The 14,784-nt window shown below is 62.6% G+C and carries 12 protein-coding genes; 9 read left to right on the forward strand and 3 right to left on the reverse strand.

Annotation, left to right across the window (positions count from 1 at the left end; translation table 11 throughout):
• The first annotated feature begins 3 nt into the window (after positions 1-3).
• The 9 genes from C8D90_RS10640 to C8D90_RS10680 all read left to right on the forward strand — a co-directional run bounded on the left by C8D90_RS10640 (position 4) and on the right by C8D90_RS10680 (position 11,165).
• On the forward strand, positions 4-486 hold the full coding sequence (locus C8D90_RS10640; protein ID WP_115458420.1) for an Hcp family type VI secretion system effector: 483 nt from the start codon (positions 4-6) through the stop codon (positions 484-486).
• Between the two features lie 149 nt (positions 487-635).
• On the forward strand, positions 636-2,429 hold the full coding sequence (gene tagH, locus C8D90_RS10645; protein ID WP_230473000.1) for a type VI secretion system-associated FHA domain protein TagH: 1,794 nt from the start codon (positions 636-638) through the stop codon (positions 2,427-2,429).
• Positions 2,429-3,226 carry a PP2C family protein-serine/threonine phosphatase gene (locus C8D90_RS10650; RefSeq protein ID WP_115458422.1) on the forward strand — a complete coding sequence of 266 codons (798 nt, stop codon included), beginning with the start codon at positions 2,429-2,431 and terminating at the stop codon, positions 3,224-3,226. Before tagH ends, C8D90_RS10650 begins: the two co-directional genes overlap by 1 nt.
• A gap of 3 nt (positions 3,227-3,229) precedes the next feature.
• Positions 3,230-4,045, forward strand: coding sequence for a type VI secretion system accessory protein TagJ (locus tag C8D90_RS10655; protein WP_115458423.1), 816 nt, complete (start codon positions 3,230-3,232; stop codon positions 4,043-4,045).
• Positions 4,046-4,049: 4 nt separating this feature from the next.
• Positions 4,050-4,604, forward strand: coding sequence for a type VI secretion system baseplate subunit TssE (gene tssE, locus C8D90_RS10660; protein ID WP_115458558.1), 555 nt, complete (start codon positions 4,050-4,052; stop codon positions 4,602-4,604).
• A 4-nt stretch (positions 4,605-4,608) separates the two neighbouring features.
• Positions 4,609-6,492, forward strand: a complete 1,884-nt coding sequence (tssF, locus tag C8D90_RS10665; RefSeq protein ID WP_115458424.1) for a type VI secretion system baseplate subunit TssF — start codon at positions 4,609-4,611, stop codon at positions 6,490-6,492.
• The gene (gene tssG / locus C8D90_RS10670; RefSeq protein ID WP_115458425.1) at positions 6,489-7,568 is read left to right on the forward strand and encodes a type VI secretion system baseplate subunit TssG; all 1,080 of its coding nucleotides are present in this window, start codon (positions 6,489-6,491) and stop codon (positions 7,566-7,568) included. The genes tssF and tssG overlap by 4 nt, the downstream gene beginning before the upstream one ends.
• Before the next feature lie 2 nt (positions 7,569-7,570).
• On the forward strand, positions 7,571-10,198 hold the full coding sequence (tssH, locus tag C8D90_RS10675; protein WP_115458426.1) for a type VI secretion system ATPase TssH: 2,628 nt from the start codon (positions 7,571-7,573) through the stop codon (positions 10,196-10,198).
• 31 nt (positions 10,199-10,229) lie between these two features.
• Positions 10,230-11,165 carry a serine/threonine protein kinase gene (locus C8D90_RS10680; RefSeq protein ID WP_115458427.1) on the forward strand — a complete coding sequence of 312 codons (936 nt, stop codon included), beginning with the start codon at positions 10,230-10,232 and terminating at the stop codon, positions 11,163-11,165.
• An 81-nt stretch (positions 11,166-11,246) separates the two neighbouring features.
• Here C8D90_RS10680 and C8D90_RS10685 read toward each other — a convergent pair whose 3' ends face one another.
• From C8D90_RS10685 to C8D90_RS10695, 3 genes are read right to left on the reverse strand one after another with little or no spacing between them, the layout of a single operon-like run.
• On the reverse strand, positions 11,247-12,545 hold the full coding sequence (locus C8D90_RS10685) for a hypothetical protein (protein ID WP_115458428.1): 1,299 nt from the start codon (positions 12,543-12,545) through the stop codon (positions 11,247-11,249).
• 3 nt (positions 12,546-12,548) lie between these two features.
• Positions 12,549-13,334, reverse strand: coding sequence for an outer membrane lipoprotein-sorting protein (locus C8D90_RS10690; RefSeq protein ID WP_115458429.1), 786 nt, complete (start codon positions 13,332-13,334; stop codon positions 12,549-12,551).
• 54 nt (positions 13,335-13,388) lie between these two features.
• Positions 13,389-14,780: an ABC transporter permease gene (locus tag C8D90_RS10695; protein ID WP_115458430.1), complete on the reverse strand. Its 1,392-nt coding sequence runs from the start codon at positions 14,778-14,780 to the stop codon at positions 13,389-13,391.
• Positions 14,781-14,784 lie beyond the last annotated feature (4 nt).

The following is a 14,784-nucleotide window of genomic DNA, read 5'->3' on the forward strand; positions in this document are numbered from 1 at the left end:
GTTATGGCAATTGATATGTTCATGAAGGTTGAAGGCGCCAATGGTGAATCACAGGACGCCAACCACAAAGGCTGGACCGACATCATTTCCTTCACCTGGGGCGCATCCCAGCCGGGGAATATGGGTGTAGGCGGCGGCGGCGGTTCGGGGAAGGTGTGCTTTAACGATCTGCACATTAAAGCCCTGATCGATAAATCCACCCCGGCCCTGCTGAAGCACTGCGCCAGCGGTAAACACCTGGGCAAGGTTGAGGTTTCGGTCTGTAAGGCCGGCGGCAGCCAGGTGGAATACTGCAAAATCACGCTGGATGAAGTGCTGGTCACCAACATCCAGTACACCGGCGCCGGCGACGAAGACACCGTGGGCATCGTGTACTCTTTCCAGGCAGCGAAAGTCCAGCAGCAGTACTGGGAGCAAACCGAGCAAGGAGGCAAAGGCGCCGAAAGCAGCGCCGGCTGGGATATCAAACAAAACTGTGAAGCATAAGTAGTCAGCAATAAAAACAATTTCCCCGGGTTCCGGGGAAATTGTTACCCGCATTACCGTGCGCTCCCGGTTCATGCCGGTGAACCGGGAGCGCACGGAGCGATGATTAATGGACGATATAACGGGGCAGGTGTTCTATGCGGTTAACGATGATCAGGAACAGGGACAATGAGCGGATACCCCAGAGTTACTGCGACTTTACGGCGCCGGGCGGCACCATCGGGCGCGGCACCGACAATACGCTGATTCTTCCTGACCAAACGCGGGCCATTTCCCGGTTGCAGGCCATCATCCATCTTTCGCAGGGCGGAGAAGCCTTCATCACCCACCGGGGCAGCACCACGCCGCTGATCCTCAACGGCAAGGAGCTGGCGCATGACGTGCAGCAGCCGCTCGCGGAGGGCGACATTCTCGACATCGCGGGCTACCGCTTCAAAGTAGACATGAACATTTCGCCCGATCTGGCCGCCGCCATGCCCGTGGCGGAGATAAAAACCGACGGCGCCGGGATCGACGACGCGGTCTGGGCCGACCTGGAAGCGGAGTTTCCGCCCCGCGTCTCCCCGCGCCACCGGCCATCGCTGCACGATCCGGAGCATCCGCTGTTTTCCGCCTTGCAGGACAACCGGCAGAGGAACGACCCCCTGGCGATGGAGCAGGAGGCTGACCTGGATTCCCTGAACAACAGCAGTACCGATCCGGAGCACCTGTTCAGTCAGGAAGATCCTTTCGCCCGGCAGACGATCATGAAAGACACCACCCCGACCGTGCTGTTTACCCGGCCCGACGCCGCACCGGAGGCGGAAGCGGAGGAAGAGGAAATGAGCCCCGGCCTCATCCCGCACGGCGCGGAAAATCATGGTCAGCAGTTCAACCCGGCGGAGGTGTTAAGCACGGTGCAGGAACCGGAGCTGAAAATAGGCGGCGATGACGACGACGACGATCCCCTCGGCCTGTTTTTAGACAACGCGGTGCCGCTGGCGTCGTCGATGGATGATGTCGCCTTCCTTCCGCCGGAGCCGGAGATACCGCCGCCGGCCGCAGCGCCGTCGCCCGCAGCGAAACGCCCTCCGGCGGCGGTAGTGCCTCCGCCGCCTCCCCCGCCGCCGCCGCTCCCTGAAACGTCGCCGGTCGATATCGCCTGGACGGAACCGCCCCGCGCGGAACCCTCGCCCCTCGACCCGCTGACATCGTTTGAGGACATGCCGTTCGGCGCTCCCGTCGCCCCGCAGGAAGAAACGTCCGCGGCGGCGGCCATGCGCCTGGGGATCGATCCGGTGAAGCATCAGCCGTATAAGCCGCCCGAATCGGCTTCCGGTGAACATCTCAACGGGGAATTATTCAACGCCTTCGTCGCCGGCCTGGGGCTGGACGACGCCCCGGTACAGCCGGTGTTCTCCCCGGAACAGCTGTTTCTGGCGGGCAAACTGCTCAGCCTGTTTTCTCAGGGCACGGTGGCGCTGCTGTCGTCGCGCAGTATTCTCAAACGCGGGCTGAAAGCGGAAATGACCGTGATCCTCGAAGAAGAAAACAACCCGTTCAAGATGCTGCCGTCGGGAAAAACCGTCCTGATGCAGATTTTCAGCACCCCGATGCCGGGCTTTATTCCGCCGGAAAGCGCGGTGCGCAATGCGTTGATCGATCTTCAGGCCCACCAGCTCGGCATGATCGCCGGGGTGCGCGCCATCATCGCCGCCATGCTGCAAACCTTCCACCCCGACGAGCTGGAAAAAATGGCGGCGGAACGGGGCGACTTACCCAACAAGGGGCTGTTTTCCGGCAACCGCAAAGCCATGCTGTGGGACATGCTGAAGATTCACTATCAGCGGGTCGCCAACGAGGTGGAGGACGATTTCCACACCCTGTTCGGCGAAGCATTCCTGCATGCCTACGATCTTGAAATCCGCCAGTACAAGGCCTCTCAGGGACCGAAGGGGGCATGATGAAAATCGAAGCCGTTTCGTGCTCTAACCGCGGCGGACGCCGCCAGAACCAGGACAAGACCGCGCAGTACCTCGGCGAACGCTCGGCCTGCTTCGTGCTGTGCGACGGCGTGGCGGGCGACGCGGGCGGCGAACAGGCTGCCGCGCTGGCCTGTCAGTTTCTGCTGGAGCACGCGCAGCAGGACATCCCCTGCCCGCCCGACGCGCTGCCGCCGCTGATCGGCCAGTTACAGCGCGTTATCACACAGGCGCAGCAGGAAGACAGCACCCGCAGCCGCATGCGCACCACCCTGGTTTCCCTGTTCATCGATCGCGACGACCTGCGCGCGCACTGGGTGCACGCCGGCGACAGCCGGCTCTACCTGTTCCGCAATGGCTACCTGTACTGTTCCACCCGCGATCACAGCCTGACGCAAAAAATGAAGGACGCCGGCTACCAGACCGGCGGCGTGCCCGACAACCTGCTCTATACCGCCCTCGGCGCCGGTGAAAACCACGCCGCCAGCTACAGCCCGTCGCTCGCCCTGTACGACGGCGACGCTTTTCTGCTGTGCAGCGACGGCTTCTGGCAGCGCTACAACCAGGCGCTGCTGGAATACACCCTGCGCCTGGCCCATACCCCCGCGGAGTGGCTGACGCTGATTGAAGATCTGTCGCCGCCGCAACCGCAGCAGGATAACTACAGCGCTACCGCGGTCTGGATCGGCTCGCCGCAGGAAACCACGCTGCTGCAAATGCTTCCCCTGGACGACATTTTCCAGGACGAAACCGTCGCTTCCCCGGAGATAAGGAGATAAACCGTGAAATCGCTGCTTTCTGTACTGAAAGGAAATCCGCTATCTGTCGCGCTCGCTCAGGCCGAGTCCGCGGTCCGCAACGCCCCTTCCGACGCAGACAAACGGGCCGAATGGGTACAACTGCTGCTGTTATACGGCGACTGGCTGGGCGCCGACGCGCAGCTTCAGGCCTGGCAGGCGCTGGCTCCGCTTTCCACCCCCACCACGACCCAGCTTGCCGAAGCGCTTGAAGCGGAGATTCAGCGCGACCTGGTGCTGCGCGGCGAAAGCGAGCCGGCCTACGTGACGCCGCCGCCGGACTGGCTTACCGATTTGGCGGAGTCGCTGCGCGCCGCGCCCCAGCGCGCCAACACGCTGCGCGACCGGGCGTTCACTCAGGCGCCGGAAAGCGCCGGCACGCTGACGCTGAAAGGCGACGGCGGAGAAGAAAAGAGCGCCGCCTTCAGCTGGCTGGCCGATGCCGACAGCCGCCTCGGGCCGGTGTGCGAACTGTTTCTCGACAACCGTTACTGCTGGGTGCCGTTTCAGGAACTCGCCTCCGTGGCATTTCAGCCGCCGCAGAACGTCGTGCATCTGATCTGGGCGCAGGCGATGGTGACGTGGCGCAACGGCAAACAAAAAGTCTGCCAGATCCCCGCGCGCTACCCGGTGACGGAAGGCACCGACGATGCCCACCGCCTCGGCCGTAAAACCGACTGGCTTCCCCTGAACGACAACGGCCATTACACCGGGCAGGGTCAGAAAACCTGGATCACGGACGAAGACGAGCATGCCCTGCTGACCCTGCGCCGCGTCACGTTCACGGCTGTGGGTGAATAACGTTATGGCGCGCTATGGCAACGATAACGACAAAGGGCGCCCGCGCGGCAAAAACGGCGATCGGGTTTCCGCCCGCGACAAACTGATGCCCGCGCTGTTCGATCGGCTGACCGACTACGAGCCGCAGAACAAACGGGAATCGGAGCGCAGTAAAACCATTTCGCACAACGAGTTGCGCAAAATTATCCTGCGCGACCTTCAGTGGTTGTTCAACTGCAACAACAACGAGTCGCTGATCGACGTACAGGCTTTTCCCGCCGTGAGGCGCTCCACCGTGAATTACGGCATCACCCCGCTGGCCGGGAAGCGGATGTCGGACATTGAATGGTCGGATATTCAGAAAAACCTGCGTATGGCCATTCTGACCTTCGAGCCGCGCATCATTCCGGAAGAGCTGAAACTGCGCTGCGTCTCCGAAAGCGACGATCTGGACTCGCATAACGTGCTGTCGATAGAAATCCGCGGGCTGCTGTGGTGCAACCCTCACCCGCTGGAGTTTTGTTTCCGTTCCGACATCGATCTGGAAAACGGCTATTTCAATCTCAGAGACATAGGGTAAACACATGGATCGTAAACTGCTGGAGTATTACAACCGGGAGCTGAACTACCTGCGGGAGATGGGGAGCGAATTCGCCGATCGTTACCCGAAAGTCGCCGGTCGCCTCGGTATGCAGGGCATCGACGTCAGCGATCCTTACGTCGAGCGGCTGATGGAGGGGTTCGCCTTTCTGACCTCGCGTATTCAGCTGAAGATGGACGCGGAATTCCCGCGCTTTTCCCAGCGCATGCTGGAGGTGATTTACCCCAACTACCTGTCGCCCACGCCGTCGATGGCGATTGCCGAACTGCATCCCGACGGCCGTAAGGGCAACATCAACACCGGCTTCAGAGTGCCGCGCGGCACCCTGATGACCTGCGAGGCGTTGCGCAAAAGCGGCGTCACCTGCAAGTACCGCACCGCCCACGACGTAATGCTGTACCCGCTCAGCATCAGCCAGGTGGCGCTCGGCGCGTCGCCGCCCGATATCGCCGGGCATACCGGCATCAACCGCCATGCCTGCCGCGACGCGCTGTACGTCACCCTGCGGCTGGACGATAACATCACCTTCGACAGCCTGAACCTCGACAAGCTGACCTTCTACCTCAGCGGCCCGGATCTGGAGGCCATGCAGTTACTGGAACTGCTGATGCAGCACACCGAGGGCGTTATCTGCCAGCCCGCGGGCCAGCCGCGCCGGCGCCACTACCTGCCGCGCGAACGTCTGGTGCACGAAGGGTTCACCGCCGATCAGGCGCTGTTGCCCGACGATCTGCGTAACTTCGACGGTTATCGCCTGTTGCAGGAATACTTTGCCTTCCCCGCCCGTTTCCGCTTTTTCAGCATCGCCGGGCTGACGCCGCTGTTTCGTCAGAACAAAGGGCAGAATGCCGGTATCCGGGAGTTCGAGCTGATCATTCTGCTCAACCGGGAAGCGCCGTTACTGGCAAAGCGCATCGACGCCAGCCACCTTTCGCTGCACTGCACCCCGGTGATCAACCTGTTTCCCAAGGTGGCGGAACGCATCACGCTGCTGGATAAAACCAACGAATACCATCTGGTGGTCGATAACGTTCAGCCGCTGGACTACGAAGTGTTTTCCGTTCAGCGCCTGTGGGGCACCTCCGACGATAACCAGGAGGAACAGGAGTTCCGGCCGTTTTACTGCACCCACGGGCGCGACGGCCAGAACTACGGCGCCTACTTCTCCCTGCGCCGCTCGCCGCGCCCGCCTTCCGGCCACAGCCGCCGCTACGGCACCCGCAGCGGTTATCTGGGCTCGGAGGTGTTTTTGTCGCTGGTTGACGTCCACAACGCGCCCTGGCACAACGACCTGGACTACATCACGGCGGAAACCCTGGTGACCAACCGCGACCTGCCGCTGATGCTGCGCCAGCAGGAGCACTTTACCTTTTCGGTCTCCGACTCGATCCCGCTGCGTCAGATCACGCTGAAGAAACCGCCCACCCCGCCCCGTGAAGCGCTGGCGGAGGGGCGCATCTCCTGGGGGCTGATCAGCCAGCTGCAGCTGGATTACCTCAGCCTGATGGAAGGCGACGACGAACAGGGCGCCAGCGCACTGCGGGAGTTGCTCACGCTGTACGCCAAGCTCGATGAGCCGCAGATCACCAAGGAGATTAAAGGCGTGCAGCACTGCCGCCTGACGCCCTGCTATCACCGCGCGCCGGCCCCCGGCCCGATGGTGTTTTCCCGCGGCATCGCCATCGATCTGACCATCGACGAGCAGGCGTTCGCCGGCTCCACGCCCTATCTGCTGGGCTGCGTACTGGAGCGCCTGTTCAGCCGCCTGGTCACGATGAACACCTTCGTCACCACCTCGCTGAGCACCCCGCAGCGGGGCAAAATCGCCCAGTGGGGCGCGCGCATCGGCAGGAGAACCCTGATATGAACCAGGACGCCACGCCCCGCCACCGCCAGCCCCTGCCCGATGATTTCTGGCTGGCGCTGGAGGAACATCCTTACGCCCACGATCTGTTTCAGGTGCTGCGGCGCATTGACGCGCAGGCCGGGCTGGAATGGCAACTGGGGCGCGCGCCGCATCCGCGCCAGGAGCCGCTGCGGCTGGGCCAGCAGCCGTCGCTGTCGTTCGCGCCCTCCACGCTGGCCGCTGCCGGCCCGCTCGCCGATACGCCGTTTCAGCGCCTGATGATCTACAGCTTCGGCTTGTTCGGCCCCAACGGCCCGCTGCCGCTGCACTTTACCGAATACGTGCGCGAACGTTTTCTGCATAACCAGGACCGGACGCTGCTCGACTTCCTCAACCTGTTTCATCACCGGTTGATCCTGCTGTTTTACCGCGCCTGGGCTAACAGCCAGCCGACCGTGTCGCTCGACCGCGACGACGATCAGGCCTTTACCCGCTACCTTTCCGCCCTGGTGGGGATGGGCGTTGACTCGCTGCGCGCGCGCGACAGCCTGCCCACCCACTGCAAATATTTCATGGCGGGCCATCTGGTGCGCCAGGGGCGCGACGCCGAAGGGCTGGCGAAGATCCTGCGTTACTACTTTCAGGTGCCGGTGCGCATCATCGAAAACATCCCGGTCTGGCTGTCGATTGCGCCGCACCAGCAGGTGCGTCTGAAGGTCGGGCTGGCGCAGCAGTTGGGCAAAGATATCTTTCTCGGCCGGGCGGTGCGCGACGTTCAGCACAAGTTCCGCATCGAACTGGGGCCGATGACGTTTGAGGAGTATCAGCGCTTCCTGCCGGGCGAACCACAGGCCATCGCCCTGCGTGACTGGGTGCGCCATTACACGGGCATCGAATACATCTGGGACGTGCGCCTGATCCTGCGCAAAGACGAAGTCCGGCGCACGACGCCGGGCGGCGGCCAGCGGCTCGGCCTGAGCAGTTGGATGCGTAACCCGGATGCAGACGAGCACGCCGGCGATCTGATTTTTTCGCCCGAGCCGCTGGAAGGTCAGATCTTTCAGGAACAACACATAAAACATCACGTTAAGGGATAAACATGAGCGAAATCAGTCGTGCGGTTCTGTTCGGTAAGTTAAACGGCCTGCTGATCGGCAGCCTGGAAAACGCCACGGCCTTCTGCAAGCTGCGGGGCAACCCCTACGTGGAGCTGGCGCACTGGATCCACCAGCTGTTGCAGCATCCCGAAGGCGACTGGCAGCATATCCTGCGCCATTTCAGCATCGACGCCGGTAAGCTCGGCGAGGACGTGGTGGCGGCCATCGATCGCCTGCCGCGCGGCGCCAGTTCGGTATCGGATCTGTCGGAACATATCGACAGCGCCGTCGAACGCGCCTGGGGCTTCAGCTCGCTGACCTTCGGCGCGCAGAAGATCCGCGGCGGCCATCTGATGCTGGCCATGCTGAACACCAACAACCTGAACAACCAGCTGCGCGCCATTTCGCCCGGCTTCGCGCAGATCAACGCCGCCACCCTGCAACAACAGTTTGAGCCGATCCTCGCCCGCTCCAGCGAGAAAGAGGCCGGCGCCGCTGCGGAAGGCGTCGCCGCGCCCGAAGGCGGCAGCATGCTGGAGCAGTACGGCAGCAACCTGACGGAAAAAGCGCGGCGCGGCGAGCTTGATCCGGTGACCGGGCGCGATGATGAAATCCGGCAAATCGTCGATATCCTGATGCGCCGCCGCCAGAACAACCCGCTGCTCACCGGCGAGGCGGGCGTGGGCAAAACCGCCGTGGTGGAAGGCCTGGCCGCGCGTATCGCCGCCGGCGACGTGCCGCCCAAACTGCGCGACGTGACGCTGTACCAGCTCGACATGGGCATGTTGCAGGCCGGTTCCGGCGTGCGCGGCGAATTCGAGCAACGTCTGCGCGCGGTGATTGACGAAGTGCAGTCCAGCCCGTCGCCGATCATTCTGTTCGTTGACGAAGTGCACACCCTGATCGGCGCCGGCGGCACCCAGGGCACCGGCGACGCCGCCAACCTGATGAAGCCGGCGCTGGCGCGCGGCCAGCTGCGCACTATCGGCGCGACGACCTGGTCGGAATATAAAAAATACATCGAGAAGGATCCGGCGCTGACCCGCCGTTTCCAGGTTGTGCAGGTACTTGAGCCGGACGAGAAACGGGCGGTGCTGATGCTGCGCCATCTGCGCCACACGCTGGAGCAACATCACCAGATCATTCTGCTGGACGAGGCGGTGGAGGCCGCGGTGCGCCTCTCGCACCGTTACATTCCCGACCGCCAGTTGCCGGATAAAGCCATCAGCCTGCTCGATACCGCCTGCGCGCGGGTCGCGGTCAGTCAGCATGCGGAGCCGGGCAAGGTGGAGCACTGCCGCCGCCGCATCGAAGCGCTGGAAACCGAGCTGGACGTCGCCACGCGCGATGCCCGCATCGGCGCCGGCGACGCGGCGCGCCCCGCCGCAATTGAGGCTGAACTGGAACAGGAACGCCGCCTGCTGGAAACGCTCAACGCCCGCTGGCACGACGAAGTGGGGCTGGTCAGCCAGATTATTGAACTGCGCGCCCGGCTTTACACCCCTGACGCCACGGAGGAAGGCGGCAAAGCGCCCGACGAGGCAGCGGTACGCGCACAGCTGGATGAGCGGTTGCAGCAGCTTGCCGTGTTGCAGGGGGAAGATCCGCTGATCTTTCCTTCCGTGGACGCCAACACCATCGCCTCGGTGGTCTCCGACTGGACCGGCATTCCGCTGGGCCGCATGATGAAAAACGAGGTGGAGGCGGTGCTGGCGCTGGCGGATACCCTGAACAAGCGGGTCATCGGCCAGAAGCACGGGCTGGAGCTGATCGCGCGCCGCCTGATTACGTCGCGCGCCAGCCTCGACGATCCCAATAAACCCATCGGGGTGTTTATGCTGTGCGGCCCGTCCGGCGTGGGGAAAACCGAAACCGCCCACGCGCTGGCGGAAAGCTTCTACGGCGGCGAACGCAACGTCATCACCATCAACATGAGCGAATTCCAGGAGTCCCACACGGTATCGACGCTGAAAGGCGCACCGCCGGGCTATGTCGGTTACGGCGAGGGCGGCGTGCTGACCGAAGCGGTACGCCGCCGGCCTTACAGCGTGATCCTGCTCGACGAAGTAGAGAAAGCGCACACCGACGTACACGAGATTTTCTACCAGGTGTTCGACAAAGGCTGGATGGAGGACGGTGAAGGGCTGCGCATCGATTTCCGCAATACCATCATCATCCTCACCTCCAACGTCGGCAGCGACGTGGTGAGCACGCTGTGTGCCGATCCCGCGCTGCTGCCGGAGCCGGAACAGTTTACCGCCGCGCTGCGCGAACCTCTGCTGCGCGCGTTTCCTGCCGCCCTGCTCGGCCGCCTGATCGTGATTCCCTATTATCCGCTCAGCGACGCAGTGCTGGGGGATATCGTCAGGCTGCAACTGTCGCGCATCCGTAACCGGTTGCAGGAAAGCCATCAGATGACCTGTTCGTTCGACGACGAGGTGATCGGGCAGATCGTCAGCCGCTGCACGGAGGTGGAGTCCGGCGGGCGCATGGTGGACACCATTCTCACCAACACCCTGCTGCCTCAGATCAGCCACCGTTTGCTGACCGCCGGCACGCAGGGGGAGCATTACCGGCATCTGCATATCGGCTATGCCGATAAAGCATTTACCTATGATTTTCGGCCATAACGTTTATCTGTAACGACATGGAGGACAGACTGTGCTGACGCAACGAAAACAAGAAGTCACGGAATCGTTCGGCTGCGACATGCACGCGTTGCCGCCGGGTTATCGTTTTGCGCAGGTGGAGATTCAGCGGGTGATCGGCGAAGGCGGATTCAGCATCGTCTACCAGGCATTCGACCACCGGCGCAAACATACCGTCGCCGTCAAAGAATATTTTCCGACCGCCATAGCAGCCAGGGATGGCAAAGGGTGGGTGATGCCGCGCAACGCGTTTTTACAGCCCACCTTTGATGCCGGGCAGTGCTATTTTCATCAGGAGGCGCAGATTCTCGGGTCGCTGTCTCATCCACGCATCCCGCGCCTGCTCGGCTACTGGCGCGGAAACGGCACCGCCTATATCAGCACGCCGTTATTTAACGGGCAGAACCTGAAGAAACGCTATGCGGAAAATCCGGCGATGGTCAACGAAACGTGGCTCAAAACGCTGCTCGTTCCATTGCTGAACACGCTCGGCGCAGTACACCGGCAGGGCTGCCTGCACCGGGATATTTCGTGGGATAACGTCCAGATCCTGGACGACGAGCGCCCCGTGCTGCTGGACTTCGGCTCCGCCTGCTTCGACAACGGCGACTGCCGCAGCCGCACCGATATCGTGCTGAAACCCGGCTTCTCCCCGGCGGAGCTGTATTGCAGCAAAGGCGGCGAGGCGCACGGGCCGTGGTCGGATATTTATTCGGTCGGCGCGCTGATCTACACCCTGATTACCGGACGTCTGCCGCCGGTCAGCCTGACGCGCTGTATTGAGGATAATTACCGCCCGCTGGCGACGCAGCACGTGGAAGGCTATTCAGACGGTTTTTTGCGGGCCATTGACCATGCGCTGGCGGTGAGCGTGACGAACCGGCCGCAGGACGTCGCCGCGTTCGCACGTCAGTTGGGGGTTTATTTCGCCGACTGCGTCAGCGGATAGCCATTAACCCTTGCCGCGGCGAAGCGGATGTTCGCCGCGGCAAGTCATTTCAGAACACGTCATTGCCAAAAGAATAACCGATCAAAAATAGTAACTGACCGAGATCTGCCAGCGCCGGTCGGGGCGGATTTGGTATGTCGTTTCCGCGTCCATCCGGTAGATTTTCTGCCACTGCAACGCCACGTCCACCGGCCCGATATGGCGCCTCAGCTCGGCAAAGCCCAAATTCTTCTGGCGCTGTAAATCCCGCTGCACAATGATGTTGAGATCGTACTGATCCACCACGTCCTTCCAGTAGGCCTGCACCAGCGCGGAGCGGCGCGGCGACATCAGATCCAGCGCCTGCCGGGCGGAATTGCCGTAAGACGCGCCGCCCTGCACCAGGCCATAGCGCGAGGCGGTGGAAAACGCCGACATCGCGCGTTCGTTGTCGGCGCTGCCGTCGTAGTGCCCTTCCAAACGCAGGGTCAGCCGGTTTTCGCCGGTCCAGGTGATACCGGCGGAAGCGCGGTTACGCCAGGCGACGTCCCACTGGCTTTCGGGCAGTGAGGTTTGCCAGGCAAACGGCTGCCGCCCTCCCGCCCATTCGAGGTAAGCCAGCGTAGAACGCGACAGCACCCGCGCCAGGTTCAGGCCGATCTGCGGCGAGCGGTGCGACTCCTGGAAATACAGCAACTGCGGATTCAGGTTTTCGGCGAAACGGTAACTGCCCACCAGCAGCAGACGATCGCGCGGGTTGCTGGCTCCCCAGTCGAGGCTGGCGCTGTCGTCGCTGGGCTGCCCGGCGAGCTTCGGCGACACGATGGCCGTTAGCGCCGCCTTGTCCCAAAACTGTTGCAGGCGCACCATCGCGTTACCCAGACGATTGGTGCGCAGGGTTTCCGGATCGGCGGAAATCACCGAGCGCACGGTGCCGCGTCCGAGGAAATCGGTGGGGTTGTAGCCCAGCGCCACGCCGTAGCGGGTGTTGACGCGCCCGGCATCGATCAGGGTGCGCGGCGTCAGGCGGTAAGTCAGGTAGGCTTCGCGCAGCGAATTAACGTTGCGGTTGCGGCTCAGCCCGCGGTAAAAACGGCTGTCGATCCGGTTGGATAGCACCAGCCGCCAGTCCTGGGAGAGCCGCCCCATCAGCGGGGTGTCCCAGCGCATATCCAGCGAGACGCGCTGCACGTTGCCGCTGTTCTCATTGATGGCCGAAGCCGCTTCGGCCATCACGTTCAGCGTCTTATCCTTTACGTCGCTGAATTCGGTGTTGTCCGCCAGATCAAGGGCGTCGAGGGACGCATCCGTCCCGCTCAGCGCGGGCGCGGCATACAGCACGGCAACCGCCGTCAGGCAGGCCAGCCGGGTAAGACGAAAAGCAAATCGCTGCGCCGCCATGCGTCAGTTGTCCTTAAAGTGCGGCAGGAAGTCGCGCTGCAACCAGGCTTCCGGCACGTCGCGCCAGGCGAAATCCTGATGGCGGATCACCGTGACCAGTTTGGCGTTCACTCCGTCGATGATCACCGCCTCGGTCGGACGAATGCCGTTCAACGCCTGTTCGTAGCGGCGGTAATAGGTCGTTTTCAGCAAATTGCCGTTAACCGCGTAAAACTCGGCCTTGCGGCTTTTGAAATCCGCTTTGTCCACCCACAGCTCCATCGACGGGTAAGCCGCGTCCGGGTTGCTCGCCGTCAGGTGCAGACGATAACAGTCGCGCGTTTGCCGGTCTCCGTCCTGGATCTGTTCTTCTCCCACCAGCGCCGCCCGGTAGTCCGCCGCCCAGTTGGCCGTCACCACGTCGCCGTTAGACGCCTGCCCCAGCAGGCGCTGCTGCGGGGAAATCGGCACGCTGGCGCGGCTGGCCGGATCGTAAAGCCACAGGTCGCGCCCGCTTTTCAGCGTCAGCTTTCCGGCGTCACGCTGCGGGCTGATAAAACGCAGCAGGCTGCGGAACTGGCCGCCGTCCGGCGCCGCGCGGGAATAGAGCACCAGTTGGCTGGTTTCATGCTGTTTGCCGTTTTTATAGCTGATGAGCGTGGTAATCAGGCTGAACGAGCGGTCCGGATTACGTACCGCATCGCTTTTTTGCAGGATCTCCTGCGCATCGGGGCTGGCCCACGCCGGTGCCGCGCCCAACAGCGCGCACATAAGCCCAAACGGAGCCAGGTGTCTGAAACGAAATCGCATACTTTTATCTTCCTTGTAAGTAAGGGCTGGCATTTCATTGCCTGCCGTGCGGGATCAGGTATGGCGCAGCGCCTGCACGATATACACGTTCGCCGCGCGCCGCGCCGGCCACCATGACGAAAAGACGGTCGCTACCAGTAAAATCCCCATCACGCTCATCACCATCGTCCACTCCCCCCAGACACTGACGCGGATGGGAATGGGGGCAATCACGCCCGGCGGCTGCCAGGTCAGCCCGGAGCGGTTGATGATGTAGGCCAGCACCAACGCGGTACTCACACCGATCAACGAACCGATGGCGCCCAGCAGCATGCCTTCGCTGAGGAACAGGCGCTGAATGTCGCGCCGTTTCAGCCCCACCGCGCGCAGCGTGCCGATCTCTACCGTTCGTTCCAGTACGGCCATCCCCATGGTATTGCCGACGGTGAACAACGCGATACACAGGATCAGCGCCAGCAGAAAGTTGAAGATTTTGCCGAACATTTCAAGAATTTGGTTATACAACGGCTGCAGCTCGGCGAAGTCGTACACCGTCAGCGGTTCGGCCGCCAGCGTGGTGCCGAAAAGCTGGTGCAGGCGCGCCCGCGCCGCGTCCAGCTGGGTCGTGCTGTGCAGTTGCAGAATAATGGCCGTCACGCCCGGACGCTCCGGGCCGAACAGCAGTTGCTGGGCCTGCTGCAGATGAATGCCGACGAAGCTGTCATCCAGTTCGCGCGCGGCCTGGGGCTGCGTTTTCGTGACCTGCACCCGGATGATGTTCGGCGCTCCGCCGGTTGACGCAGCCAGCAGTTCGATGTGCGACCCCGTACCAGACTCCCGCGCGCCGTGTGTGTCCTGCGCCAGTTGCAGCAGGTCGTCGGGCAATGCCTCCGCCGGCTTATCGCCCGCGGCAGGCGGCGCGCCGCAGGGCTGGTCATGCACGAACTCGCACAGTTGCAGCAAGCGCGCCAGCCCGCCGCCAATCATCGCCGCATCCGGCATTCCGGCGCTGAGCGTCTGCCGGGCATGCAGGTTTGCGCCAAAGTGATACTCATCCCAGTCGTTCAGTTGCGCCTGTCCGATGGCCTCGCTGCCGTAAATCAGGGCGGGCCTGGAAGTGCCGACGGCGTAATGCCCGGCGATGCCGGTCAGCAGCAGCACCGGCGTAGTAACCACCAGCATCGGCTTCAGTACCGGATCATCGGCAAGGGTATCCATGATTTTTTGGTAATTGCGGATGCTGTACTCCGCCGGGTTGCCCGTACCATGTAACAAGTAGTCGCGGTGCTGGATTTGCAGGTGCCCGGTATCGCGAATAAAGGTGGTTTGCAGGCTGTACTCAATGGAGCGGTTATAGCCGCCGAACAGCAGAATCCCGACCGCGCCGACCACGATGGCGCACAGCGTGGAAAGCGTACGGCGGCGATTACGCAGCAGGTTGCGCAGAGCAAGTTTGAATGTTTGCATCACT

This window comes from Enterobacillus tribolii, from assembly GCF_003363015.1.
Taxonomy (GTDB): Bacteria; Pseudomonadota; Gammaproteobacteria; order Enterobacterales; family Enterobacteriaceae; genus Enterobacillus; species Enterobacillus tribolii.